Genomic DNA, 23,428 nt, shown 5'->3' with positions numbered 1-23,428 from the left:
CTTCACTGTTGGCACTTCCGAGACGACGGCACGGGCATCGGATGCAACGAATCCGCCGCCTGGATCGTCCAGGAAGTACGGCCCCTCGGGGCTTCGACCGCATTGGCGTCTCGGCGCCAGGACGAGAGGATGGCAGACATGACGACCGCTCTTGCCCCCACCCTGACTTTGGCGGACCGCTGCGATCGTTGCGGCGCTCAGGCCTTCATCCGCGCGCGCCTCACCGGCGGCAGCGAGCTGCTGTTCTGCGCCCACCACGGGCGCGAGCACCTCGACAAGCTCCGCGCCATCGCCGAGGAGGTCGTCGACGAGAGCGACCGCCTGCACGAGACGCCCGAGGCCGCACCGCAGGAGGTCTGACCTCTCGGCCCCACTCCCGTCCCAGAACCCCCACGCCGCTCCGGCCGCGTGGGGGTTCTGCTGTCCGACGACGGCCCGCTAGGTTTTCCGCCATGGAGCTCGTGACGGTCGCCGCTGCCGTTCTCATCGCCGCCGGGATCGTCGGGCTGGTCATCCCCGTCCTGCCCGGTCTGCTGCTCACGATGGGCGGAGTGCTCCTGTGGGCCGCCGACCGCGGTGACCGCACCGCCTGGGTGTTCTTCGGCATCTGCCTGGCGATCGCCGTCTTCGGCTGGACCGTGCAGTACCTCGTGCCGTCACGCCGGATGCGCGCTGCGGGTGTGCCGACCCGCACGCTCCTGGCCGGGGCCGTCTGCGCCATCGTCGGGTTCTTCGTGATCCCCGTCGTCGGCCTGTTCATCGGGTTCGTGCTCGGCGTCTACCTCGTGGAGCATCTGCGCCTGCGCAGCACCGCCGCAGCCTGGTCGGCCACGAAGATCGCGCTGCGTGGTGTTCTGCTCAGCATCGGCATCGAGCTCGCCGCGGCGTGCCTGGTGGCCGCGACCTGGGTCGTCGGACTGCTCGTGACCCGCTGACCCCACACGGTCCGGACAGCACGAAGGCCGCCCGTGGGCGGCCTTCGTGCATCTCCAGGGGGCGGAGCGAGGTCCTACCAGCCGTCCTGTCCGCGGCGGCGGTCCCAGCGCTGCTCCATCCGCTCCATGAACGTCCCGGCACCCTTGGTGCGCGCACCGCGCTTCTTGGGCTTGTCCTGGTGCAGCGTCACGTTGCCGTCCTCACCGACGGAGCCGAGCGTGCGACGGTGACCCGGCGTCACGGCGTACGCACCGCCGGCGACCATCACGGCGAAGCCGACGCCACCCAGCCAGATCTGCTGGGACATCACGCCGAGGATGACCATGCCGAGACCCACGAGGAGCACGGCGCCGCCGATGATCATGCGTCGCTTCGTGCGCTGGCGGGACGGGTCACTCACCATGTGTGAGGCGAATTTGGGGTCCTCGTCGTACAGGGCCTGCTCCATCTGGTCGAGCAGGCGCTGCTCGTGCTCGGAGAGCGGCACCGTTGACACCTCCCACGTTCCGAACGCTGTCGCGACGGTAAGTCATCCGGCCTCTGCGTGGCCGAAAGGCCTCAGCCGCGTGCTGGTCAGGATAGGTCTCCAGAATACGCCGCGGTAGTCAGCGGTGTGAATCGGTGGTGACCGAACTGACGGACGTCAGCTGTACGCGGCCGACCCGTCATCGGCTCAACGCACCGGATGCTGCGGAGGTGCCCCGTCGAACGGCGCCTCAGGGGCGGTTGACCGGGGTCATGCAACGGGTCACCGACGCCTGGACCGGCAGCCCGAGGTGACCGAGCACCAGATCGAGGAAGACCTCCGCCTGACGCACCAGGTCATCGGCCTCACGACTGGTCATCTCGACCGAGCCCCGGTCGACAGCCAGCTTGCGTCGGCCGGCGGCCGCCAGGAAGACCGACCACTCGGTGAGCTCAGGGGCGCACCGGGCGACGGAGTCCCAGACGCTGCGAGGTCGTGATCGCGCAGGCGCGGGTGCTTCGGCCGCGAGAAGAGCCGCAGCACCCCGGACGGCCGCCTGATGAGCCAGCCCGAAACGCTCACCTGCGCCCTGCGCATGGCACGCGGCACGCAGGCCGGTGCGTGACCGCTCCACGAGGTCCAGGACCGCACCCGTCACAGGCACAGGCGCCGTGGGCCGACCCCGTCGTGAGGTAGGTGCCGACGAGATGCTCATGGACCGCTCCCCTCTGCTGCGTGGCCTCAGGCGCCGACGACCCGGAGCGTCCAGCCCTGCTGCGCCGGGCCGCCCGTGCCGACGCGGGCGAGCTCGACCACCGCGCTGTCGCCGTCACGACCCGCGCTGGCCTCCACACGCCACACCACTGTCGGCTCCACCGGGCGAGAGGCGATCGGCAGTCGGTCCACCACTCGTCGTACGACCCACACGTGCTCGCCCCACACGAACATCACCGGCGCACTGGCCGGGCCCTGCTCGTCGTCGGTGCGCACCAGGACCTCGTGCGGACGCATCGTCTCGATCGTGGCCATGCCAGCCCTCCCTCACCCAATATCGAACATGTGTTCGATGTGATGTCTCGACACTAGCGCGCCGGACCGACACCGCCAACCCCTCGCCGAGAACCTGCGCGACGTGGACCCGGGATACCGCTACGGTCCTGCCATGTCCGAGGAGGACCAGGCCCAGCCCGCTCCACCGGAGCCCACTGTGCCGCCGACCACCGACAGCCGCGCGCTGAGCCGGCACGCCGCTGTGCTGCGAGTGCAGCAGGCCCTCGACGAGCAGGCAGCGTCCGCCCGGATGCTCGCTCTGCCCGAGCCTGCCCGCAGCGCACAGGCAGCCGCCGCACAGCTAGACGTCGAGGTGGGTCAGATCGCCAGCTCGTTGCTGTTCCGGGCGTACGGCCTCGACGGCCGGGACCATCCCCTGCTCGTCCTGACCTCAGATGCCCACCGCGTCGACCCGGTCAAGCTCGGCGTGCTCCTCGACCTCGACCACCTGGAGCTGATGGACGCCGAGTCCGTACGCCGCATCACAGGTTTCGCGATCGGCGGGGTGGCCCCGGTCGGATCGCTCACCCCGGTGGCAACCGTCGTCGACGTCGCCCTCAGCAGGTACGCGCAGGTCTGGGCGGCCGGTGGCCACCCGCGCATCGTGTTCGCGACGTCCTACGACGAGCTGCTGCGCATCACCGCTGGCCAGGCGGCCGAGGTCGCCTGACCGCAGCGGTCACTGGAGGTTGTCGAACACCTCGAGCGTCGCCGTGGAGCGGTTCATGGTGATGAAGTGGATGCCGGGCGCACCCTCGTCGCGCAGCCGCGTGGCGTGCTCGGTGGCGATGGCGATGCCCTCGGAGCGCACGGCGTCGGGGTCGTCCTTGACCGCCTCGATCCGGCGCACGACCTCCGCCGCCAGCGGCTGCCCGTTGAGAGCGGTCATGCGCTCGAGCTGACCGTGCCGAGTGACCGGCATCAGACCCGGGACGATCGGCAGGTCGCGACCGCGCGCAGCGACGAGGTCGCGCAGCCGCAGGTAGGAGTCGACGTCGGTGACCATCTGCGTGATGGCGAACTCCGCACCCGCGTCGGCCTTGCGCACCAACGTCTCGGCGTCCTCCTCCAGAGAACGCGACTCGGGGTGCTTGTCCGGGAACGCAGCCACGCCCACCGTGAAGCTGCCGAGCGAACGCACCAGCCGCACCAGGTCGTCGGCGTGGTCGAGGCCCTCGGGGTGGGCGACCCACGGCGCGTCGAGGCCGCCCTGCGGGTCGCCCCGCAGAGCCAGGACGTTGGAGATCCCGGCGGCGGCGTACTCACCGATCACCTGCCGCAGCTCGTGCACCGAGGAGCCCACGCAGGTGAGGTGGGCCATGGGGACGAGCGTGGTCTCGGCGGCGATCCGGCCGGTCACCCGGACCGTGCGGTCACGGGTCGAGCCGCCCGCGCCGTAGGTCACCGACACGAAGGAGGGGCGAATACGCTCGATGCGTCGCACCGACTCCCACAGCACGGCCTCGGCGGCGTCGTCCTTGGGCGGGAAGAACTCGAAGCTGTACGCGGTGCCCTCCTGCGCCAGCATCTGCGGGATCGAGACGGCGCCTGAACGGACGTTGCGACCAGCAGCGACAGTCATGCCGCCGATCGTAGACGCGCTCCCGGCACGTACGCTCGTGCCGACCACCTGACGGAAGGACCCGCGTTGGCCAGCTCCCTGGACGTCGACCTGCGCTCCCGCGTGCAGGCCGCGGTCGACACCCAGCTGAAGTCGCAGCAGGAGGTGCTCGCGCCTGTCGGGCCGGCCACCGACATCCTGCTCTCCGCGACCACCGACCTGCTCAGCGGCGGCAAGCGGCTGCGCGCGGCGTTCTTCTACTGGGGCTACCGCGCCCTCGGCGGCGCCGACAGCGACGCCCTCCTGCGCGCCGCGGCGTCGATGGAGATGTTCCAGGCCGCCGCGCTCATCCACGACGACGTCATGGACGACAGCGACACCCGCCGTGGACAGCCCGCCGTGCACCGCCGGATCGCCGCGCTGCACTCCGAGCGTGGTTGGCACGGCGACAGCGACCGGTTCGGTGCGGCGGGCGCCACCCTCGCGGGTGACCTGTGCCTGACCTGGACCGATGAGATGTACGCCACGAGCGGGCTCCCCGCTGACCAGCTCGCCCGAGGTCGTGGCCTGTTCGACGCGATGCGCACCCAGCTCATGGGTGGCCAGTTCCTCGACGTGCTCGAGGCGGCCCTCGGCTGGGAGGGCGCGACGACCGAGCAGCGCGTCGAGCGAGCTCGCCACGTCGCCCGGGTCAAGAGCGCTCGCTACACCGTCGAGCAGCCGCTGCTCATCGGTGCGCTGTGCGCGGGCGCCGACGACGCCACGGTCGCCGGGCTCTCGGCGTACGGGCTCGGCCTGGGCGAGGCGTTCCAGCTGCGTGACGACGTGCTGGGCGTGTTCGGTGACCCCGACGCGACGGGCAAGCCCGCGGGCGACGACCTGCGCGAGGGCAAGCGCACCGTGCTCATCGCCTACGCCCTCGACGGCCTGGACGACGAGCGCACCGCACGCTTCGAGGACCTGCTCGGTCGCGCCGACCTGAGCGATGACGACGTCCGCTGGATGCGCGAGCTGATCACCGAGACCGGCGCGGTGACGCGCGTCGAGGACCTCATCACCGAGCTCGCGGACGGCGCCAGGAGAGCGCTCGAGACGCTCGGGTCGCTCGGGTCGCTCGGGTCGCTGCAGCCTGCCGCGCGTGCGGCTCTGCTGGAGCTGGTCGAGATCTCCACCGCACGCTCGTCGTGACCCGCACGGCACCCGGCGGCCACGTGATCGTCGTCGGCGCCGGCCTGGCGGGGCTGTCGGCCGCACTGCACCTCACCGGGGCCGGACGCGAGGTCACGGTCCTCGAGAGCGCCGACGGCCCCGGTGGTCGCGCGCCCCGGCTGCAGCGGTCCGGCTACTCCCTCGACACCGGTCCGACCGTCGTGACCGTGCCCGGTGTGCTGGCCGACGCCTTCGCCGCGGTCGGCGAAGACCTCGACGACCACGTCCGGCTGCTGCCCGTCGACCCCGCGTACGTCGCTCAGCTGCACGACGGCTCGACACTGGCGCTGACCACGGACTCCGCCGTCATGGCGTCGCGCATCCAGGCCCTCGCCGGGCCGGGCGACGCCGCGGGTTACCTCAGACTCGTCGACCACCTGCGCGCGCTCTACTGCGTCGAGCTGCCGTCCTTCATCGACCGCAACCTCGGTTCGCCGGCGTCACTGGCCAACCGCTCACTGCTCGACATCGTTCGCCTGCAAGGGTTCTCGCGCCTCGACCGCGTGATCGCGCGCTACTTCGAGGACGAACGGCTGCGTCGTGCGTTCAGCTTTCAGGCGCTGTACGCCGGGGTCTCGCCGGCCCGCGCGCTCGGGGTGTTCGCGATCATCACGGCCATGGACCTCGTCGAGGGCGTGACCTATCCGCAAGGAGGCATCAACGCGATCCCCGCTGCGATGGCCGGGGCGCTCGCACGCCACGGCGCCGAGATCCGTTACGGCACGACCGTGACCTCGGTGGTCGACGACGGCCGGAGCGTGTCCGTCACGACGGCCGACGGCGTCCGCCATGTGGCCGACTCGGTCGTGCTGACCTGCGAACCAGACTCTGCCGCAACGCTTCTCGGCGACCGATCGCCGCGCGCTCTGCGCCGACCGGTACGCCTCTCCCCCAGCTGCGTCGTGCTCGCCGCCGGTGTCCGCCGACGCATTCCCGGCCGAGGTCACCACACGATCCACCTCGGCAACGCCTGGGACGAGGTCTTCGACGACCTCGACCGAGGTCGCCTCATGCGCGACCCGTCCTTCCTGGTCTCAGTCCCCTCGCGTACCGACCCCACAATCGCTCCGCCCGGGCACGACGTCCTGTACGCACTGTTCCCCGCACCGCACCTTCGGCACCGCACAGCGCTGGACTGGGAGACGCTCCGACCGTCGTACCGGCGGCACATGCTCGACCACCTCGACGCGGCCGGCTTCGGCGACCTCTCCCCGCACCTCGAGGCCGAGGAGCTCATCACGCCGGCTGACTGGATGCGGCGCGGATTCGCTGGTGGCACACCGCTTTCGGCCGCCCACACCTTCTCCCAGAGCGGTCCGTTCCGCACGCCCAACCAGGTGACCGACCGGATCGTGCTGGCCGGTTCGGGCACGACGCCCGGCATCGGCGTACCCATGGTCGTGATCAGCGGGCGGCTGGCCGCCGAGCGACTGGTCGGCCGCGACCCGGCGTACCGCTCCCGGGCCTGGCACTGAGGACGACCCGTGCCCACCTCGACCCCGCTCGACGGCGCGTACGACGCCTGCCGCCGCATCCACCGCCGCTACGGCCGCACGTTCTACCTCGCCACCCGGCTCCTCCCCCGTGACCGCCAGCCGCACGTCCATGCGCTGTACGCCTTCGCGCGGGTCGCCGACGAGATGGTCGACTCACCGGGACCGACAGGGCCCCACGACTTCCTCGCCTGGCGCGTGTCGGCGACCGAGCAGCTGCGCAACGACCATCCGCCGCACGCGGTCGCCGAGCCCGTGCTCGCGGCCACGTGGCACACCCTGCGCCGTTACGACCTCGACCCCCACCTGCTCGAGGAGTTCCTCGACTCGATGCAGCAGGACCTCACGGTCACGCGCTACGACACGTGGGACGACCTGCGCGGATACATGCGCGGCAGCGCCGCCGTGATCGGCGAGCTGATGGCACCGCTGCTCGGCGCGCGCGGTGACGACGCACTCCTGCGCGCGGGGCGACTCGGTGAGGCGTTCCAGCTCACCAACTTCGTCCGCGACGTCGCAGAGGACTTCGGTCGTGGCCGGGTCTACCTCCCCCAGTCCGACCTGCGCCGGTTCGGCGCGACCGACGACGACATCGCGGCCGGCGTCCGCGACGGCCGGGTGAACCCACGGATGCGCGCGGTGCTGGCCCACGAGATCGCCCGTGCCCGAGCCCTATACGCCGAGTCCGAGGCCGGCGTCGCCGCTGTCGACCGATGGGCCCGACCGTGCCTGCGTGCGGCGAGCCGGCTCTACGCGCAGATCCTGGACGAGATCGAGGCAGCCGACCTCGATGTCTTCAGCCGCCGCGCCGTCGTCCCGCACCGCGACCGTGTCCGCGCCGTCCTCACCTCGTGGCGTCCGTTGCCCGGCGAGCACGACCCAGCCGGGTCCACACGGCGCAGCTGAGCAGCACCAGCGCGAACCCGAAACCCAGGTCCTCGACCGGCGCGTAGGCGATCCGTCCGTCGCCGAGCAGCCGGGGCTCGGCGCCGCCGATGATGGTGCCCGGGTCGTACCGCACGATGCCGCGTCCGGTGAGCCAGCCGTTGGTGAGCAGCTGGAACCCGACCACGACGGCGTACGACAGCCACCACGTCGAGCTCAGCACCAGCCGTGTGCGCAGCACCAGCAGATCGATCAGGACAGCGAGCGGCACCGCCACCGCGGCGAGCATCGTGTAGGTCATCGACGCGCTCGACGTGCCGTACGCCGTCCGCGCACCTCGGCGACTGCCGCGTGGGTGAGGATCGCGGCGATCGGGATGACCACGAAGAAGCCGACCTCCTCCCACGGCACACCGAGGACGCGCAGGGGCAGGGTCTGGGCGTCGTCGAACCACCAGTGCCCGGCGTGGGTCGCCCACAGGTCCCAGACGAGGAACGGCCCCGCGGCGACCGCCAGGGTGAGCGCGAGTCGTCGTACCTGCCGGAGCACGCCTAGGCGGAAGACACGGTCGAGCGGCACGGTGCCGAGCAGGCAGAACGCGAGCATCCCGGCGTAGGCCAGGTGTCTCATGTCAGAACGCGAGCTCCTGGGCGCGCTTGCGCACCTCGGCCCGGCGACCGGCCACGAGCATGTGCACGGGAGCACCCTCGACGGGCAACGTGTCGTCCGGGGTGAACAACCACGTCAGGGCCTCCTCGTCGGTCAGCCCGGCGTCGGCGAGCACCGTGATCGTGCCGGCGAGATGCGGCAGCACCTCACCGTCCTTGACGAACAGCGCAGGCACCGCGACGACCAGCCGCTCGCCCACCCGGTGGGACAGCAGCTCACGGTCGTTGATCAGCTGGCGGACCTGCTTCAGCGACAGCCCCAGCGCCTCGGCGAGGTCGGGGACGTTCAGCCACTCGCCGACCAGCTGCTCGAGGGTGCGGTCGACCTGCTCGTTCGCGTCATTCACGACGCCCAGCCTGCCAGACCGGGTACGCCGCGCCCCGGGCGCGCCTGCGTGGAACCCCGACCGATCTTCGCTAGCGTCCAGCGACGTCACACCCGTCACATCAGCACCACGCACCGGCGGAGCCCGAGGCGAGAGGACCCGACATGGCACCGTTCGACTACACGCCGCCGGCCAACCCCCATGCGCTGCACAGCCCGGCGGAGCTGAACCAGGGACGCACCTGGGTGCGCTACACGGTCCGCCCGGGCGACTCCCTCGCCAAGCTCGCCGTCCAGCACCGTACGACGGTCGCCGCGCTGGTGCACGCCAACCGGATCACCAACCCGCGTGCGCTCACGGCGGGCAAGGTCCTGCAGGTCCCGGCGGGCACCGCTCCGGCGCGGTCGACGGCTCCCGCGCCGCGCAAGCAGAGCCCGGCTCCGGCGCGTCGCGCGACCGCCGCCAAGACGCCTGCACGCCAGATGCGCACCCACGTGGTGCAGCCGGGCGACAACCTCATCACCCTGGGCATCCGTTACGGCGTCGGCTGGTCTGCGCTGATGAAGGCCAACGGCATGTCCGACCCCAACCAGCTGCAGACGGGTCGCGTCCTGCGAGTGCCGGTGAGCCCCGGTACGGCCGCGCCGACGCAGGCGACGCCCCCTCGACGTACCCCGGCAGCGAGCCGCAGCGTCGCACCCGCGGCCGTCACGCCTCGTACGCACACCGTGCGACCGGGCGAGAACCTCATCGGCCTCGGCACGCGGTACGGCGTCGGCTGGCGGGCGCTCATGAACGCCAACGGCATGTCCGACCCCAACCGGGTCGCGGTCGGCACGGTGCTGCGCATCCCCGCCAAGGGCGCACCGGTCGCGAGCCCGGCCACGCCACCCGCGGCGCGCAAGCCCACCAGTGCGACACCTGTGTCGCACACGCCGGCCGCACCACGCCCCAAGACGCCGGTGCGCATCACGCCACGCATCCACACCGTCCGGTCCGGCGAGAACCTCATCGAGCTCGGCCGCAGGTACGGCGTCGGATGGCGCAACCTGATGAACGCCAACGGGCTCACCGACCCCAACCGCGTGGCGGTCGGCACGGTGCTGCGGATCCCCGCGCCGGGTACGACGGTCGCCCCGGCCAAGCCGGCCGCAAAGAAGCCCGCAGCCCGGCCGGCCGCCAAGAAGCCCGCGGCCAAGCCGAGCGCCCACAAGCCCGCCGCCAAGAAGCCCTCCGCGAAGAAGCCGGCCAGGACCACCAGCCGCAGCTCGTCCAACACCTTCCTCGGGCGCACCTACCCCGACCACGTCGTCGCGTCGGCGGCCAAGAACCGTGAGGCACTGCGGCATGTCGCCGTGCCGACCCGCAGCCAGACCCGCGACCTGATCGTGCAGACCGCTCGCCGCTACGGCGTCAACCCCAAGCTGGCCCTGGCGATCGGCTGGCAGGAGTCGGGATGGAATCAGCGTTCGGTGTCGGTCGCCAATGCCGTCGGCATCATGCAGGTCATGCCGAGCACCGGCCAGTGGTGCGGTGACATGGTCGGTCGCCGCCTCAACCTGATGGATCCGCGCGACAACGTCACGGCGGGCGTCGTCATGCTGCGCTGGCTCACCACGCACGCGAGCAGCCGCGACCAGGCGATCGCCGGCTACTACCAGGGCCTCGGGGGTGTCCGCGAGAACGGCATGTACCCCGACACCCGGGCCTACGTCCGCAACGTCAAGGCGCACATGGCACGGTTCTGACCGCTGAGCGCGGCACCGGTCCACCTGTTGCGCCGCCACCAGTCGAACCGTCTGCCATTCGTACACTCGGGGAGTGTCCAAGGTCGCCTCTTCATCGCTCGTCGGTCGTGTGATCGACGGCCGCTACCGCATCCGCTCCCACCTCGCGGACGGCGGCATGGGCAGTGTCTTCGTCGCCGTCGACGAGCGCCTCGACCGTGAGGTCGCGCTGAAGGTCATGCGGACCGACCTGAGCCGTGACGACGCCTTCGTCGCCCGTTTTCGCCGAGAGGCGCGATCAGCTGCACGGCTGGCCCACCCCAACGTCGTCAGCGTGTACGACCAGGGCCAGGACGCGTCGTACGTCTTCCTGGCCATGGAGCTCGTCCGCGGCCAGACGCTGCGTGACGTCATCCGGGCGGACGCACCCCTCACTCCCCGGGCGGCCCTGGACATCTACGAAGCGGTCCTGCGCGCCCTACGGGCGGCGCACGCGGCGGGTCTGGTCCACCGTGACGTCAAGCCCGAGAACGTCCTGATCAGCGACGAGGGCACCATCAAGGTGGCCGACTTCGGACTCGCGCGCGCCGTGACGACCGACACCCTCACCACCAACAGCGACGTGCTGCTCGGCACGGCCGCCTACCTGTCGCCCGAGCAGGTCGAGCACGGCACGGTCGACCAGCGCAGCGACGTCTACTCCTCGGGCCTGCTGCTGTTCGAGATGCTGACCGGTGAGAAGGCCTACCCAGGCGACAGCCCGATCCACGTGGCCTACCAGCACGTCCACGGCGCGGTGCCGATGCCCTCCGATGCCGTGCCCAGCGTTCCGGCCGAGCTCGACGAGCTCGTCGCGCTCGCCTCGGCCAAGGACCCTGTACGCCGCCCCGCCAACGCGGGCGAGATGCTCTCCGAGACCCGCCAGGCCCGCAGCCGGCTCGACGACGCCGACCTCGACCACCGCCCCGGGCCGGCCCGTACTCCTGACTCGGCGCCGACCTCGACCGCGGCGATCGATCGCCGCGACGCCACGAGCAGGCTGCGCCGCCCTCCTGCGGCCGCACGTCCGGCATCCGCACGGACGACCGGTGCCCGGGCCGTCGGAGCGCGGCCGGCCCCGCGGCGTCCGGCTGGTGCCCGCGCCGACCGGTCGGGTGCACCGCACCGCGACGGTCCGCGTACGGGCTGGTGGGTCGCCGCGGCGATCGCCGTCGTGATCGCGGTGGTCGGCGGCGGAGCGGTGTGGTGGTGGGGCGCCGGCCCCGGCGCGTCCGCCTCGGTACCTGACGTCACGCACCTCAGCCGAGGCTCGGCCGTACGCGCGATCGACCAGTCCGGACTGTCGGCCCAGGTGCGGGAGGTCTTCAGCGAGACCGTGCCCCGCGACACGGTCGTGCGCACGGTCCCGGGCGCAGGCAGCGACCAGCGCAAGTCCGAGGCGGTGGTGCTGGAGGTCTCCAAGGGCCCCGAGCGGTACCTCGTCCCCCAGCTCACCGGGGTCGACCAGGCGACTGCTCGACAACGGCTCACCGCCGGTCATCTCGCGGTCGGCACCGTGACGCAGGCCTTCCACGAGACCGTTCCCGCCGGACAGGTCGTGAGCAGCCGTCCCGGCACCGGCGCCGAGCAGAAGAAGGGCGCTCGCGTCGACCTGGTGGTGAGCAAGGGACGGCAGCCGATCACCGTGCCGACCGTCACCGGACAGACGCAGGAGCAGGCTTCGGGTGCTCTCACCGACGCCGGGCTCGCGGTGTCGCTCGCGCCCCAGGCGTTCAGCGACACCGTCCCGAACGGCAGCGTCATCAGCCAGAACCCGTCGACCGGAACGCTGTTCCGTGGCGAGACCGTGACGCTCACGGTCTCCAAGGGCCCGCAGATCATCGCGGTCCCCCGCGTGATCGACATGAAGGTCGGCGAGGCGCGTCGCACGCTCGAGGCGGCCGGCCTCAAGGTGAAGGTGTCGCGGGTGTTCGGAGGCATCTTCGACACCGTGCGTGACCAGAACCCCGCCCCCGGCAGTCAGGTGCCCCGCGGCACGGAGGTCACCCTCTCGGTGGTCTGACCGACCGCGAGGGGCCCGGCCACCCGCAGCGCGGATGGCCGGGCCCTCGTGTCGGACAGCGACTCAGGCCAGGCGCTGGCCCAGCATCTCGGCGACGAGGAACGCCAGCTCGAGACTTTGCTGGTGGTTGAGACGCGGGTCGCACGCGGTCTCGTACCGACGCTCGAGGTCGGCGTCCAAGATCTTCTCCGAGCCACCGATGCACTCAGTGACGTCGTTGCCGGTGAGCTCGACGTGGATGCCTCCGGGAATCGTCCCGAGCGACTGGTGCACCTCGAAGAAGCCGCGGACCTCCTCGACCACGTCGTCGAAGTCACGCGTCTTGTAGCCCGTGGACGACTCGAACGTGTTGCCGTGCATCGGGTCGCTGACCCACACCACCTGGGCACCGCTGGCCGTGACCTTCTCGACCACGCGCGGCAGCGCCTCGCGGATCGTGCCGGCGCCCATGCGCGTGATGAACGTCAGGCGCCCCGGCTCGCGCTCGGGGTCGACCTTGTCGATGATGCGCAGCACCTCGTCGGGGTCGACCGTTGGTCCGAGCTTGACGCCCACCGGGTTGTGGATGCGCGAGACGTAGTCGAGGTGGGCACCATCGAGCTGACGGGTGCGCTCACCGACCCACACGAAGTGGCCCGACGTGGCGTACGGGTTGCCGGTGCGCGAGTCGATCCGCGTCAGCGGCTGCTCGTAGTCGAGCAGCAGCGCCTCGTGGCTGGCGAAGAACTCGACCGTGCGTGCGTTCATCGCGTCGAAGTCGGCTCCGCACGCCTGCATGAACCGCATGGCCTTGTCGATGTCACGCGCGGTCGTCTCGTAGCGGGCGTAGGCGGAGTTGGCGATGAAGCCACGGTTCCACTCGTGCACGCTGCGCAGGTCGGCGAAGCCGCCCGTGGTGAACGCCCGCACGAGGTTCAGCGTGGCCGACGAGGTGTGGTACGCCCGCAGCAGCCGCTCGGGGTCGGGGCGACGCGCCTCCGGGGTGAAGGCGAAGTCGTTGACCATGTCACCGCGGTACGCCGGCAGGGTCACCTCTCCCCGCGTCTCGATGTCCTTGCTGCGCGGCTTGGCGTACTGGCCCGCGATGCGCCCCATCTTGATGACCGGCGTGCTCGCGCCGTAGGTCAGCACGGCTGCCATCTGCAGGATGGTCTTGACCCGGTCGCGGATGTTGTCGGCCGTCGCGGACTCGAACATCTCGGCGCAGTCGCCGCCCTGCAGCAGGAACGCCTCGCCGCGGGACGCGTCAGCCAGTCGCGAGCGGAGTACGTCGCACTCCCCGGCGAACACCAGCGGCGGATACGAGGCCAGCGTCTCGCGCACACGGTCCAGTGAACCGTCCTGCGGCCAGGTGGGCTGCTGCGCAGCCTCGAGCTCGGGCCACTGCAGGCCCGCGCTGGCGGTGAGGGATGCCGATGGGGTCGTCGGAAGGGTGGTACTCACCCGACCAGGGTAGTTGGCGTTCGCGTCCGGGTCCGACGTGCCCAGCACGCGGACCGACTCGTCAGGCCGTGGCGCGCGAGCTGCCGCCCGCCGGCTGGGCCGGTCCGGCTGCTGCGGACTCGTCCTCGACGGAATCCTCGGTCGGGTCGGCCTCGCCGGCGTCCGACTGCTCGGCCTTCTCGGCGGCCTCGGCACGCCGCTGCTGGACGCGCTCGATCCGCGCGGCCGCCTCCTCCTGGAGGTGATGGGCCAGGGCAGCCGCACCGCTGCCGATCTCCTTGGCCCGGGCCGCGACCCGGTCCTTGACCGATGCGGCGTAGACGTCGACGTACTCCTGACCGGAGAGCAGCATCAGCTCGTACATGATCTCGTCGGTGATCGACCGCAGGACGAAACGGTCGTCCTGCATCCCGTCGTAGCGCGAGAAGTCCATCGGGCGACCGATGCGCACCCCGATCCGCATGATCTTGGGGATGACACGGCCCGTCGGCTGGGCCTTGTCGGTATCGATCATCGCGACCGGCAGCACCGGGACCTTGGCCTCGAGCGCCATCCGCGCCACGCCGGTCTTGCCCTTGTAGAGGCGGCCGTCGGGCGAGCGGGTGCCCTCGGGGTAGATGCCGAACAGGTCACCGCGGCGCAGCACCTTCAGGCCCGCCTCGATCGCCGCCTCGCTGGCCTGACCGCCGGACCGGTCGATCGGGATCTGGCCGACGCCGCGGAAGAACGCAGCGGTGAGCCGGCCCTTGATGCCCGTGCCCGTGAAGTACTCCATCTTGGCCGGGAAGGTGATGCGACGCTCGACCACGAGCGGCAGGAAGAAGGAGTCCGAGAACGACAGGTGGTTGCTCGCGAGGATCGCACCGCCCTGCTTCGGCACGTGCTCCTCGCCGTCGACCCAGGGTCGGAACAGCACATTGAGAAGAGGACCGAGAAGGATCTTCTTCAGGAACCAGTAGAACACCGCACCTCCGCTGCCGGTCGTGACGGCTGAACTCTACGGCACCCTCGCACGGGCATGGCGACGATGGAAGGATGCACGTATGCGCATCCTTCCGGGCGCCGAGCCCTGGTCCGTCGACGGCTCCGAGATCGGCGTCCTCGTCTGTCACGGGTTCACCGGGACCACCCAGTCCGTCCGTCCGATCGCCGAGCGCTGCGCCGCCGAGGGCTGGACCGTACGCATGCCTCGTCTGCCCGGTCACGGCACCACCTGGCAGGACCTCAACCGCACCGTCTGGACCGACTGGTACGCCGAGGTCGAGGCGGCGTACGCCGAGCTGCAGCAACGCTGCTCGCAGGTCGTCGTCGCGGGGCTGTCGATGGGCGGCAGTCTCGTCACCCTGCTCGCCGAGCAGCACCACGAGGTCGCCGGCCTGGTCCTGGTCAACCCGATGTACGAGCCGAAGGACCCACGCCTGCGGGCGCTGCCCGCACTCAAGCACGTCGTCCCGTCGCTGGCCGCGATCGGCAACGACATCAAGAAGGCCGGGGCGACCGAGCTGGCGTACGACCGGACACCGTTGAAGGCGCTGCACTCGGCCACCGAGCTGTGGCGACGTACGGCGCGCGACCTTCCCCAGATCACCCAGCCCGTGCTGCTGATGCACTCGCCGGAGGACCACGTGGTCGAGCCGTCCAACTCCGAGCTGCTGCTCTCGCGGGTGTCCAGCGCCGACGTGACCGAGATCCTGCTCGAGGACTCCTTCCACGTGGCCACCCTCGATCACGACGCAGGGCGCATCATGGATGAGACCGCCGACTTCGTCCGCAGGGTGTGTGCCTCATGACCTCTGATCCTCGAGACAACGAGCGCACGGACTACGACGCGCGGTTCGCCGCGATCATCGCCCAGTTCGACGACGACCCGCTGGACTCCTCCGCGCTCGACGAGCGACCGTCCGGCGCGGACGACGATGCCGGCGCGGGTGCCACGCCCGCACCCCTGCAGCCGGAGGACCCCCAACCTGCTCCCCCGGTCGACCCGATCGCCGAGCTGCCCGCTCAGTGGCGGATGCCCAGCCGCGAGGAGTCGGCCGCGCTGCTGGAGGACGACGGCACGTACGAGCCGCCTCCGCCTCAGCCGCTGCCCGCCGGCGACCTGCACTTCTGGGCGATCCTCGCCGGCCTCGTCGGCGGACCGTTGTGGCTGCTCTACCTGTTCCTGCTCGACCGCATGGCCAAGCCGATGTGGTGGGTGCTCGCCTGCGCGACCACGGCGGCCGGGGTCGTGCTGCTCATCCTGCGCCAACCGCACAGCCGCGAGGACCAGGACGACCACGACGACGGCGCAGTCCTCTAGCGAGAGCGCCGCTCAGCCACGACGCAGGGTGCTGAGGTCGAGGTCGAGGAAGAGCGGTCGATGATCGGTCGCCGCCACCAGGTCTGCCTCGTCGAGGTCGACCTGCGGGCGTACGGGCCGCAGCTGCGGCGAGGCGAAGATCGCGTCGATCCGCTTGACCGGGTTGCGACTCGGGAACGTCAGGACATCGCCGTTGGCGTCCTCGAGCTCACGCGAGAGCTCGGTCCAGGCCTTGCCCTGATGGGTCTCGTTGATGTCGCCGGCCACGACGAGCGGCACGTCGTCACCGAGCTCGGCCGCCTGTCGCAGCAGCGCCGCGTGCGCAGGACGCTCTGCGGGGCGCAGGCTGAGGTGCAGGCTCACCGCGGTGATCGGCTGGTGGCCCGGGAGCTGCAGTCGTGCGAACGCCCAGCCACGCGGCTCGTCCGGGCGGCGTACGGGCAGCTGACGGTGGCCGCTCGCGAGCACCTCGACCCGCAGAGCCGTGAACAGCGTCGTGCTCATCCGCCCGCGGTGACCACCCGCCCAGTAGAGCCCGAGGCTCGCGGCGAACTCGGCGATGCGGTGGCCGGAGAACGGGTGGCGAGGGACTTCCTGCAGGCACAGCACGTCCGGGTCGAGCCGGCGGATCACGCGGCGCAGGGCCTCGGTGTCGTCCTTGAACGCACGCACGTTGTAGGACACCACCCGCAACGTGCTCGTCCCCGTTCCGGCGCCCTTGGCGTCAGGGACGTCGTCAGCGCTCAGCGGGGTGCTCATGCCGGGACCACCGCGGCGCGAGCAAGGTCAGCGGCGCCGACCAGGCCCGCCTCGTTGCGCAGGCTCGCCTGCTTGATGCGTGCCTCCGGGCGGTAGCCACGGCCGGCGAGATGCTTGCGGAAGGACTCACGTGCCGGCTCGAGCAGCAGGTCGCCCGCATCGCTCACGCCTCCACCGATGATGAACGAACCCGGGTCGAAGGCGTTGGCGAGGTTGGCGAGACCAGTGCCGAGCCAGCCACCGATCTCGGCGAGCAGCTCAGCGGCGATCGGGTCTCCGTTACGGGCAGCCTCGGTGACCATCGGGCCGGTCACCGCACCGACGTCACCCTCGACCGAGGCGATGAGGTCGGCCGCGAGCGGCGACTGGGCGGCGACCAGCGACCGCGCTTCGCGGACGAGAGCGTTGCCGCTGGCGTACTGCTCCCAGCAGCCCCGGTTGCCGCACTCGCACCGGTGACCGCCGGGCATGACCTGCATGTGGCCGAACTCGCCGGCGATGCCGAACCGGCCACGCTGAATCCGGCCGTCGTGCATGACAGCGCCGCCGATGCCGGTGCCGAGGTTGACCATGACCAGGTGCGTCTCACCCTGGCCGGCTCCGAACCGCCACTCCGCCCAGCACGCGGCGTTGGCGTCGTTGTCGACGAAGACCGGCTGCTCGACCCTGCGCGAGAGCGCCTCGCGCAACGGCTCGTGGCGCCACGACAGGTGAGGGGCGAACACGACGGTGGCACGATCAGCCGCCACGAAACCGGCGGCGCCGATGCCGATCGCCGCGACCTCCTCGTCGCTGCCCTCGAGCAGCTCCTCGACGACGCTGACGATCATGTCCTCGACGACCCGTGGGGCCGTCGAGCGATGCGGCGTGTCACGACGCGCACGCAGCAGGACGGTGCCCTCGTGATCGACCAGTCCCCCGGCGACCTTCGTACCGCCGATGTCGATGCCGATCGCCCGTGGCGACCCGCTCATGTGCGCTCCTCCCGTGCCAGTGCAGCCGCACCGATCATGCCAGCGTCGTTGCCCAGCCGTGCGAGCACCATGTCGGCCACCGGCCGATGGGCTCCCCCGGTGAGGTGCTGCGCGTACGCCGTCCGGGCCGGCTCGAGGACCAGGTCGCCGGTGGCGCTCAGCCCGCCCCCGACCACGATCAGGCCGGGGTCGACCACTGCCGCGACGGTGGCCAGGCCCTCGCCGAGCCATCGACCGACATCGGCGAGCAGCTCGACAGACAGCACGTCACGCTCGGCCGCGAGACGGGAGACGTCGTGCCCGGTGAGGGCGGTGACATCGCCGTCGCAGGCGTCACTCAGCGCCGCTGCACCTGCCGCGCCCGATGCGACCGCCTCACGCGCACGAGCGAGCAGAGCCGTGCCGCTGGAGTAGGCCTCCAGGCAGCCGCGGTTGCCGCAGCCGCACAGGCGGCCGTCCCGCTCGACACGGACGTGGCCGAGCTCGCCGCCGACTCCGAAGGCGCCGCGATGGACCTGCCCGCGGTGCACGACCGCGCCCCCCACACCCGTCCCGAGCGTCACCATGACCAGGTCGTCGCTGCCCTGTGCGGCTCCACAGATCAGCTCGCCGTACGCCGCGGCGTCCGCGTCGTTCTCGATCACCACCTCGTGACCGGTCGCGTCGGCTAGCAGCCGCCGCAGCGGGAAGTCGCGCCAGGCGAGGTTGGGGGCGAATCGCACGGCCTCGCGTTCGGCGTCCAGGTATCCGGCGCAGGCGGCACCGACCGCGGGTCGGGTGCCCGCAGGTGACAGCTCGGCGACCAGGCCGGCCAGCGCGGCCACGATGGCGTCCGGGTCTGCTGCGGGTGAGGCCACGGTGCGACGCTGCAGGACGGTGCCTGCTGGGTCGATGAGCGCGCCCGCGATCTTCGTACCGCCGACGTCGAGGCCGATGGTCGGACCGGTCATGGTGTGTCGTCCTCAGGCCTTCGGGTCGGTCGGCGGTTCGTCGGCATCGGTCACCTCTACGACCTCGTCGCGGTCGCTGCGCGAGCGCGAGGGCTGCTGCGCGGCGGCCTCACTCGGGCGACGCCGGTCAGCGGCCATCGCCTGCAGCGACCCCGCCACCATGCCGAGCAGGTCCGCCAGACGTTCCATCGTCTCGGGCTGCACGCTGTGCAGCAGCCCCACCACGCGACACACCGGGCACACCCGGCACACCGAGGCGACCACGGGAACCTCGTCGCACGTGCATCCGGGAGAGGTCCGGGACGCGCGGTCCGCGGGCTCAGGCCCCGGCGGAGCGTCGGCGTGGCCGTCCTCCTGCGTACGGGCTCCGCCGAGTCCTGCGAGTGCCTCGACCAGACGCACGGCCTCGTCCGCCACCGAGGAGGACGGCGGCACGGGCGGGTCATCGGGCGGGCGGGTCACGGGGTCTCCTGCTGGTCGGGTACGAAGCGCACTTCGAGCGTCTGGTCACGGACGACGGCTGCCCGCGCCCGACATCGTCGAAGCGCGGTCGGCAGCACGGCCACCCGTCGTACGCCGACCGCCTCGATGACGAGGTCGTCGCCGGTACGGCGCACGGTGACGTCACGAGATCGTAGGTGCGGCAGGGGTATTCGCCACAGCCAGTCCTCGCCGTCGGCCGCAAGGCACTCGCGTCCGCGGCCGGGGCCCCGCTCGATGCGTTCGATGAGACGTTCCGTCGGCAGCGGCTCATCGGGGCTGACAGGGATCGCCCGCTCGTCACCGGTCGGCGCCTGCGGATCGAGCACGGCGCGGACCTCGACCCCGTGCAGAGCCAGGCCCACCTCGAACGACCGTGCCCGCTCGCGACCGTGCTGGGGCCTGACGAGCACGGCCACCGAGCGCGCAACGGACTGCTGGACGAGCGCTGCCGTCTCGTGCGCCGCGTGCAGCTGCGTGCTGAGCGCCTCGCCGGGCCACCAGCGTCCGAGCGCGGTCGCGACCAAGGGACGTGCTGAAGCCAGCCAGCCGCGGTGGGCGGGCAGCACCCGCCCCGTCAGCCAGGGCAGCCGGTCGGCCATCACGCACAGGTCGAGCGTCCTCGCCCCCGCGTCGACGACCACCAGGTCGGCACGCTCGGCATGATGTGCCGCTGCGACCAGCGCACCGACGAGATCAGCGCCCGGCAAGGACGCGACCTCATCGACGAGACGTGGGTCGAGGCCCACGCCGTCGAGCAGGTCGCGCAGGGTCCGGGCGCTCGGCCCGTCGGTGGTCGGACGGGCCTCGACGAGGGCGGGTGCGGGCTGCCCGGGCGCGAGGTGGTCACGTGCGCCGTACGACGGTGCCAGGTCGAGAAGTCCGACCGTGCGTCCACGCGCGACGGCCACCGTGGCGAGCGCGGCGGCGGTGGTCGACGACCCTGCACCACCCGGACCAGCGACCAGGACGAGCTGTCCCGGCACCTCAGGCCTCGGCGCGCTTCTTCAGTCCTTTGAGCGCGGTGTCGATGATGATCGACTCGGCCTTGCGCTTGAGCACACCGAGCATCGGCAGCGACACGTCGACCTTGAGCTGGTAGTCGACCTTGGTGCCCGCGCCCTCGGCGGTCAGGGTGTAGGTGCCGTCGAGGGTCTTGAGCAACGACGCCTTGACCAGGGTCCAGCTGACGGTGCCGGTGCCGTCCTCGACGACGTCCCAGTCGTACGACAGCGTGTAGGTGTCCTTGATGGGGCCTGCATCGAGCACGAACTCGACCTGCTCGGGCCAGCCGTCCGCGTCCTCGGCAACCACGGTGGCGCTCTTGAACTGCGTCCACTCGGGGTATCCGTCGAAGTCGGCGATGATGTCCAGGACGGCCTCGGGCGCGGCCTGGACCACGACGGAGGACTGGGTGCTCTCGGCCATGGGCGCACTGTAGTCCGCTGCTGCCGGCCGTGGCCGGATCCGACAGATACGCTGCGCATGACCGACCATCGGGCGAGGAGGCACTGCTGTGCGGGAGTTCGACGTCCCACCACTCGTCGTACCGACCCAGCAGGGCAACCTGGCCCTGCTGCCGGTACGCAACGCCGAGGCCGAGCCGCACGGTGTCGGATACGTGCGGCGTGCGTCCGACGGCAGCTGGAGCGAGGTCACCCACGCCGAGTTCGCCGCAGCTGTCGACGCTCTCGCCAAAGGATTCATCGCGGCAGGCATCAGCGCCGGCGACCGCGTCGGCCTCCTCTCCCGCACCCGCTACGAGTGGACCCTGACGGACTTCGCGCTGATGGCGGCCGGTGCGGTCGTGGTCCCGGTCTACGAGACGTCGTCGGCCGAGCAGGTCGCCTGGGTGCTGCAGGACTCCGGGGCGGTCGCTGTCGTCGTCGAGTCGAGCGCTCATGCCGCGACCGTCGCCTCCGTGCGCGACGACCTGCCAGCACTGCACGACGTGTGGCTGATCGACGGTGGCGGGCTGGACGAGCTGGTCGAGGGCGCGAGCGAGGTCACCGACGCCGAGCTGCGCAGCCGTCGTACTCTCGCCGACCGCTCGACCCCGGCGACGATCATCTACACCTCCGGCACCACCGGACGCCCCAAGGGTTGCGTCCTCACGCACGGCAACTTCCTCACCCTCACCGAGAACGCCGTCGAACGGCTCAAGACCGTCGTCGAGGCACCGGGCTCGTCGACGCTGCTGTTCCTCCCGCTCGCCCACGTGTTCGCGCGACTCATCCAGTGCGTCGCCGTGTACTCGCGGGTCCGGCTGGGCCACGCCGCCGACGTGCGGTCCGTGGTCGACGACCTCGGCTCGTTCCGACCGACGTTCGTCCTCGCCGTGCCGCGCGTGTTCGAGAAGATCTTCAACCACGCCGAGCAGGAGGCCGTGGCGAGCGGAAAGGGCCGGGCGTTCACGGCCGCGGTCGAGACCGCCGTCGCGTGGAGCACCGCGGTCGACGCCGGACGTCGTCCGTCCGTCCTGCTGCGCACGCGCCGTGCGGCGTTCGACCGGGTCGTCTACCGGCGGCTGCGCGACGCCCTCGGCGGGCGCCTCGAGTTCGCCATCAGCGGCGGGGCTCCCCTCGGCGAGCGACTGGGCCACTTCTTCGCAGGCGCGGGCATGCCGGTGCTCGAGGGCTACGGCCTCACCGAGACGACGGCGCCGGCGACGGTCAACACCCCCGAGCTGCGCAAGATCGGCACGGTCGGTCCGCCCCTGCCAGGCGTCGCCGTACGCATCGCCGACGACGGCGAGGTCCTCGTCTCGGGGGTCGGGGTGTTCAGCGAGTACTTCGCCAACCCCGACGCCACCTCTCGTGCCCTGCAGGACGGGTGGCTGCGGACGGGCGACCTCGGCAGCCTCGACGCGGACGGCTTCCTGCGGATCACCGGCCGCCTCAAGGACATCATCGTCACCGCCGGCGGCAAGAACGTCGCACCGGCCGGCCTCGAGGACGCCGTCCGCCTCCACCCGCTCGTGTCGCAGTGCGTCGTGGTCGGCGACCAGCGGCCCTACGTGGCTGCGCTGATCACCCTCGACGCCGAGATGCTCCCCGTATGGGCCCGGGCTCGCGGCATCGAGCCGATGTCGGTCGCAGAGGCACGCGAGCACCCTGCCGTTCTCGCCGCGCTGCAAGAGGCCGTCGACGGCGCCAACGCCGCGGTCAGCCGGGCCGAGTCCATCCGCAGGTTCCACGTCCTGCCGGTCGACCTCACCGAGGACAACGGCTATCTCACGCCGTCTCTCAAGGTGCGTCGGACGCTCGTCAGCAGGGACTTCGCGGGCGAGATCTCCCAGCTCTACGCCTGAGCCCGCAGCCAGGTCCGGTACGCCGCCGTCAGGCCGTTCGGCTCGACACCGTAGGCAGCACGGAACGCTCCGGGCTCACGGGCGTCCGCGCGTCGTACGAACGCCGTGAACACCTCGAGTCCACGACGCTGTGCGAGGAAGGAGCACCACGCCCAGGCCTTCTGGTACGCCAGCGTCGGCGACCCGTCGGTCGACCGGACCTCGTCGTCGGGCGGCGGGCCCGTAGGAAGCTCCCCGCTCGCCACCGCGCGGAACAGGGACGGTGCGACCTGCCGCGGCGACAGGCCGGTGCTCCGGTAGGCCGTCACCTCCGCCGAGCCCTCGATGACCCACAGGGGTACGCCGGTCAGTCGCCCCTGGCCGAGCGCCACGTGCGTGAGCTCGTGGGTGATGACGACCTGCCGACCGTCGGCGGAGGTCGAGGTCCACAGGGCCGGGTGGACGACGACCACACCGGCAGCGGTGGTGACCGCTGGAACGGTTCCGTTGGCAGGTCGACCGGTCAGACGGGCGAACTCCTCACCGCTGGTCGCGACGACCAGCCGCACACCGACAGTGCGCCAGTCGGTGTGCCACAACGAGGTGACCTCACGCATCGCGGTCGTCACGTGGGAGCGATAGGCGCGACGGCGTTCGAGCGGGATCGCACCGGTGACCTCCACCGAACCGGGCGGCGCCGACGGACGCGTGATGGTCGGCGAGGTGGAGGCGGGGGCTGCTCGCGTCGTGCGCGAGCAACCGGTGAGTGCCAGGGCGACCGCGCCGGCGATCACGGTGCGTCGGGCAGTGGCCACGTGCTCAGGCTACGAGCACGTCGCGCGCCTCTC

Annotated in this window: 27 protein-coding genes; 11 read left to right on the top strand and 16 right to left on the bottom strand. The window is 71.4% G+C overall.

Annotation, left to right across the window (positions count from 1 at the left end; all coding sequences use genetic code 11):
• The first annotated feature begins 138 nt into the window (after positions 1 to 138).
• Positions 139 to 360 carry a DUF7455 domain-containing protein gene (locus tag VV01_RS07095; RefSeq protein WP_050671779.1) on the top strand — a complete coding sequence of 74 codons (222 nt, stop codon included), beginning with the start codon at positions 139 to 141 and terminating at the stop codon, positions 358 to 360.
• Between the two features lie 92 nt (positions 361 to 452).
• Positions 453 to 935: a DUF456 domain-containing protein gene (locus VV01_RS07090; protein WP_050669281.1), complete on the top strand. Its 483-nt coding sequence runs from the start codon at positions 453 to 455 to the stop codon at positions 933 to 935.
• Positions 936 to 1,009: 74 nt separating this feature from the next.
• On the opposite strand, the gene VV01_RS07085 is transcribed toward VV01_RS07090, so the two are convergent.
• The 3 genes from VV01_RS07085 to VV01_RS07075 form a co-directional block, all read right to left on the bottom strand.
• A complete protein-coding gene (locus VV01_RS07085) occupies positions 1,010 to 1,423 on the bottom strand; it encodes a DUF3040 domain-containing protein (RefSeq protein ID WP_050669280.1) in 414 nt (137 codons plus the stop codon).
• 229 nt (positions 1,424 to 1,652) lie between these two features.
• Complete coding sequence (locus tag VV01_RS07080) at positions 1,653 to 2,117, bottom strand: SAV_6107 family HEPN domain-containing protein (protein ID WP_050669279.1); 465 nt, start codon at positions 2,115 to 2,117, stop codon at positions 1,653 to 1,655.
• Positions 2,118 to 2,143: 26 nt separating this feature from the next.
• Positions 2,144 to 2,431, bottom strand: coding sequence for a hypothetical protein (locus VV01_RS07075; RefSeq protein WP_050669278.1), 288 nt, complete (start codon positions 2,429 to 2,431; stop codon positions 2,144 to 2,146).
• Between the two features lie 133 nt (positions 2,432 to 2,564).
• On the opposite strand from VV01_RS07075, the gene VV01_RS07070 reads away from it, so the two are divergent.
• Positions 2,565 to 3,122 carry a YbaK/EbsC family protein gene (locus tag VV01_RS07070; protein WP_082220861.1) on the top strand — a complete coding sequence of 186 codons (558 nt, stop codon included), beginning with the start codon at positions 2,565 to 2,567 and terminating at the stop codon, positions 3,120 to 3,122.
• Between the two features lie 9 nt (positions 3,123 to 3,131).
• On the opposite strand, the gene VV01_RS07065 is transcribed toward VV01_RS07070, so the two are convergent.
• The gene (locus VV01_RS07065) at positions 3,132 to 4,034 is read right to left on the bottom strand and encodes a methylenetetrahydrofolate reductase (RefSeq protein ID WP_050669277.1); all 903 of its coding nucleotides are present in this window, start codon (positions 4,032 to 4,034) and stop codon (positions 3,132 to 3,134) included.
• 66 nt (positions 4,035 to 4,100) lie between these two features.
• Between VV01_RS07065 and VV01_RS07060 the strand changes: the two genes are divergently transcribed.
• The 3 genes from VV01_RS07060 to VV01_RS07050 are packed head-to-tail and all read left to right on the top strand — an operon-like array spanning position 4,101 to position 7,621.
• A complete protein-coding gene (locus VV01_RS07060; protein WP_050669276.1) occupies positions 4,101 to 5,201 on the top strand; it encodes a polyprenyl synthetase family protein in 1,101 nt (366 codons plus the stop codon).
• Entirely contained in the window at positions 5,198 to 6,697 is a 1,500-nt protein-coding gene (locus tag VV01_RS07055) for a phytoene desaturase family protein (protein ID WP_050669275.1), read from the top strand. The genes VV01_RS07060 and VV01_RS07055 overlap by 4 nt, the downstream gene beginning before the upstream one ends.
• Positions 6,698 to 6,706: 9 nt before the next feature.
• Entirely contained in the window at positions 6,707 to 7,621 is a 915-nt protein-coding gene (locus VV01_RS07050; RefSeq protein WP_050669274.1) for a phytoene/squalene synthase family protein, read from the top strand.
• On the opposite strand, the gene VV01_RS07045 is transcribed toward VV01_RS07050, so the two are convergent.
• The 3 genes from VV01_RS07045 to VV01_RS23815 are packed head-to-tail and all read right to left on the bottom strand — an operon-like array spanning position 7,560 to position 8,615.
• The gene (locus tag VV01_RS07045) at positions 7,560 to 7,901 is read right to left on the bottom strand and encodes a lycopene cyclase domain-containing protein (RefSeq protein WP_050669273.1); all 342 of its coding nucleotides are present in this window, start codon (positions 7,899 to 7,901) and stop codon (positions 7,560 to 7,562) included. The genes VV01_RS07050 and VV01_RS07045 overlap by 62 nt on opposite strands.
• Positions 7,898 to 8,230, bottom strand: coding sequence for a lycopene cyclase domain-containing protein (locus tag VV01_RS07040; protein WP_050669272.1), 333 nt, complete (start codon positions 8,228 to 8,230; stop codon positions 7,898 to 7,900). Before VV01_RS07040 ends, VV01_RS07045 begins: the two co-directional genes overlap by 4 nt.
• A 1-nt stretch (position 8,231) precedes the next feature.
• The gene (locus VV01_RS23815; protein ID WP_050669271.1) at positions 8,232 to 8,615 is read right to left on the bottom strand and encodes an Rv2175c family DNA-binding protein; all 384 of its coding nucleotides are present in this window, start codon (positions 8,613 to 8,615) and stop codon (positions 8,232 to 8,234) included.
• Positions 8,616 to 8,758: 143 nt separating this feature from the next.
• Here VV01_RS23815 and VV01_RS07030 point away from each other — a divergent pair, with 143 nt between their 5' ends.
• Together VV01_RS07030 and pknB are read left to right on the top strand one after the other, a co-directional pair.
• Complete coding sequence (locus VV01_RS07030) at positions 8,759 to 10,342, top strand: lytic transglycosylase domain-containing protein (protein WP_050669270.1); 1,584 nt, start codon at positions 8,759 to 8,761, stop codon at positions 10,340 to 10,342.
• A gap of 73 nt (positions 10,343 to 10,415) precedes the next feature.
• Positions 10,416 to 12,383, top strand: coding sequence for a Stk1 family PASTA domain-containing Ser/Thr kinase (pknB, locus tag VV01_RS07025; RefSeq protein ID WP_050669269.1), 1,968 nt, complete (start codon positions 10,416 to 10,418; stop codon positions 12,381 to 12,383).
• Between the two features lie 63 nt (positions 12,384 to 12,446).
• Here pknB and VV01_RS07020 read toward each other — a convergent pair whose 3' ends face one another.
• Together VV01_RS07020 and VV01_RS07015 are read right to left on the bottom strand one after the other, a co-directional pair.
• Positions 12,447 to 13,826, bottom strand: a complete 1,380-nt coding sequence (locus VV01_RS07020) for a class II 3-deoxy-7-phosphoheptulonate synthase (RefSeq protein WP_082221190.1) — start codon at positions 13,824 to 13,826, stop codon at positions 12,447 to 12,449.
• Between the two features lie 61 nt (positions 13,827 to 13,887).
• A complete protein-coding gene (locus tag VV01_RS07015; protein WP_071606315.1) occupies positions 13,888 to 14,790 on the bottom strand; it encodes a lysophospholipid acyltransferase family protein in 903 nt (300 codons plus the stop codon).
• Between the two features lie 79 nt (positions 14,791 to 14,869).
• Between VV01_RS07015 and VV01_RS07010 the strand changes: the two genes are divergently transcribed.
• Positions 14,870 to 15,616 (top strand): alpha/beta hydrolase, encoded by a 747-nt coding sequence (locus tag VV01_RS07010; RefSeq protein ID WP_050669268.1) that lies wholly within the window; start codon positions 14,870 to 14,872, stop codon positions 15,614 to 15,616.
• Positions 15,613 to 16,128 carry a hypothetical protein gene (locus VV01_RS07005; protein ID WP_050669267.1) on the top strand — a complete coding sequence of 172 codons (516 nt, stop codon included), beginning with the start codon at positions 15,613 to 15,615 and terminating at the stop codon, positions 16,126 to 16,128. Before VV01_RS07010 ends, VV01_RS07005 begins: the two co-directional genes overlap by 4 nt.
• A 12-nt stretch (positions 16,129 to 16,140) precedes the next feature.
• Here VV01_RS07005 and VV01_RS07000 read toward each other — a convergent pair whose 3' ends face one another.
• Genes VV01_RS07000 through VV01_RS06975 form a run of 6 tightly spaced genes read right to left on the bottom strand, consistent with a single transcriptional unit; the run spans position 16,141 to position 20,719 of the window.
• Positions 16,141 to 16,887 carry an endonuclease/exonuclease/phosphatase family protein gene (locus VV01_RS07000; RefSeq protein WP_050669266.1) on the bottom strand — a complete coding sequence of 249 codons (747 nt, stop codon included), beginning with the start codon at positions 16,885 to 16,887 and terminating at the stop codon, positions 16,141 to 16,143.
• Positions 16,884 to 17,861 (bottom strand): ROK family glucokinase, encoded by a 978-nt coding sequence (locus VV01_RS06995; protein WP_050669265.1) that lies wholly within the window; start codon positions 17,859 to 17,861, stop codon positions 16,884 to 16,886. Before VV01_RS06995 ends, VV01_RS07000 begins: the two co-directional genes overlap by 4 nt.
• Positions 17,858 to 18,811, bottom strand: coding sequence for an ROK family glucokinase (locus VV01_RS06990; RefSeq protein ID WP_050669264.1), 954 nt, complete (start codon positions 18,809 to 18,811; stop codon positions 17,858 to 17,860). The genes VV01_RS06995 and VV01_RS06990 overlap by 4 nt, the downstream gene beginning before the upstream one ends.
• 12 nt (positions 18,812 to 18,823) lie before the next feature.
• Positions 18,824 to 19,273: a hypothetical protein gene (locus tag VV01_RS06985; RefSeq protein WP_050669263.1), complete on the bottom strand. Its 450-nt coding sequence runs from the start codon at positions 19,271 to 19,273 to the stop codon at positions 18,824 to 18,826.
• Positions 19,270 to 20,277, bottom strand: a complete 1,008-nt coding sequence (locus VV01_RS06980; protein WP_050669262.1) for a hypothetical protein — start codon at positions 20,275 to 20,277, stop codon at positions 19,270 to 19,272. The genes VV01_RS06985 and VV01_RS06980 overlap by 4 nt, the downstream gene beginning before the upstream one ends.
• 1 nt (position 20,278) lies before the next feature.
• The gene (locus tag VV01_RS06975; RefSeq protein ID WP_050669261.1) at positions 20,279 to 20,719 is read right to left on the bottom strand and encodes an SRPBCC family protein; all 441 of its coding nucleotides are present in this window, start codon (positions 20,717 to 20,719) and stop codon (positions 20,279 to 20,281) included.
• Positions 20,720 to 20,807: 88 nt separating this feature from the next.
• On the opposite strand from VV01_RS06975, the gene VV01_RS06970 reads away from it, so the two are divergent.
• A complete protein-coding gene (locus VV01_RS06970) occupies positions 20,808 to 22,601 on the top strand; it encodes an AMP-dependent synthetase/ligase (protein WP_050669260.1) in 1,794 nt (597 codons plus the stop codon).
• Here the strand turns inward: VV01_RS06970 and VV01_RS06965 are convergent.
• Positions 22,592 to 23,395, bottom strand: a complete 804-nt coding sequence (locus tag VV01_RS06965) for a hypothetical protein (RefSeq protein WP_050669259.1) — start codon at positions 23,393 to 23,395, stop codon at positions 22,592 to 22,594. The two genes, VV01_RS06970 and VV01_RS06965, sit on opposite strands and share 10 nt — an antisense overlap.
• Positions 23,396 to 23,428 lie beyond the last annotated feature (33 nt).

Source organism: Luteipulveratus halotolerans, assembly GCF_001247745.1.
Lineage (GTDB): Bacteria > Actinomycetota > Actinomycetes > Actinomycetales > Dermatophilaceae > Luteipulveratus > Luteipulveratus halotolerans.
Note: the sequence above shows the minus strand (reverse complement) of the source record. Positions and strands in the feature narration are given on the sequence as shown.

Excerpts from the sequence above, each read along its gene's own strand:
- VV01_RS07030 (WP_050669270.1), top strand. The coding sequence starts at position 8,759 with ATGGCACCGTTCGACTACACGCCGCCGGCCAACCCCCATGCGCTGCAC.
- VV01_RS07095 (WP_050671779.1), top strand. The coding sequence starts at position 139 with ATGACGACCGCTCTTGCCCCCACCCTGACTTTGGCGGACCGCTGCGAT.
- VV01_RS07010 (WP_050669268.1), top strand. The coding sequence starts at position 14,870 with ATGCGCATCCTTCCGGGCGCCGAGCCCTGGTCCGTCGACGGCTCCGAG.
- VV01_RS07000 (WP_050669266.1), bottom strand. The coding sequence starts at position 16,887 with ATGAGCACCCCGCTGAGCGCTGACGACGTCCCTGACGCCAAGGGCGCC.
- VV01_RS07070 (WP_082220861.1), top strand. The coding sequence starts at position 2,565 with ATGTCCGAGGAGGACCAGGCCCAGCCCGCTCCACCGGAGCCCACTGTG.
- VV01_RS07080 (WP_050669279.1), bottom strand. The coding sequence starts at position 2,117 with ATGAGCATCTCGTCGGCACCTACCTCACGACGGGGTCGGCCCACGGCG.
- VV01_RS07045 (WP_050669273.1), bottom strand. The coding sequence starts at position 7,901 with ATGACCTACACGATGCTCGCCGCGGTGGCGGTGCCGCTCGCTGTCCTG.
- VV01_RS07075 (WP_050669278.1), bottom strand. The coding sequence starts at position 2,431 with ATGGCCACGATCGAGACGATGCGTCCGCACGAGGTCCTGGTGCGCACC.
- VV01_RS07005 (WP_050669267.1), top strand. The coding sequence starts at position 15,613 with ATGACCTCTGATCCTCGAGACAACGAGCGCACGGACTACGACGCGCGG.
- VV01_RS06995 (WP_050669265.1), bottom strand. The coding sequence starts at position 17,861 with ATGAGCGGGTCGCCACGGGCGATCGGCATCGACATCGGCGGTACGAAG.
- VV01_RS06975 (WP_050669261.1), bottom strand. The coding sequence starts at position 20,719 with ATGGCCGAGAGCACCCAGTCCTCCGTCGTGGTCCAGGCCGCGCCCGAG.
- VV01_RS07040 (WP_050669272.1), bottom strand. The coding sequence starts at position 8,230 with ATGAGACACCTGGCCTACGCCGGGATGCTCGCGTTCTGCCTGCTCGGC.
- VV01_RS07090 (WP_050669281.1), top strand. The coding sequence starts at position 453 with ATGGAGCTCGTGACGGTCGCCGCTGCCGTTCTCATCGCCGCCGGGATC.
- VV01_RS06990 (WP_050669264.1), bottom strand. The coding sequence starts at position 18,811 with ATGACCGGTCCGACCATCGGCCTCGACGTCGGCGGTACGAAGATCGCG.
- VV01_RS07065 (WP_050669277.1), bottom strand. The coding sequence starts at position 4,034 with ATGACTGTCGCTGCTGGTCGCAACGTCCGTTCAGGCGCCGTCTCGATC.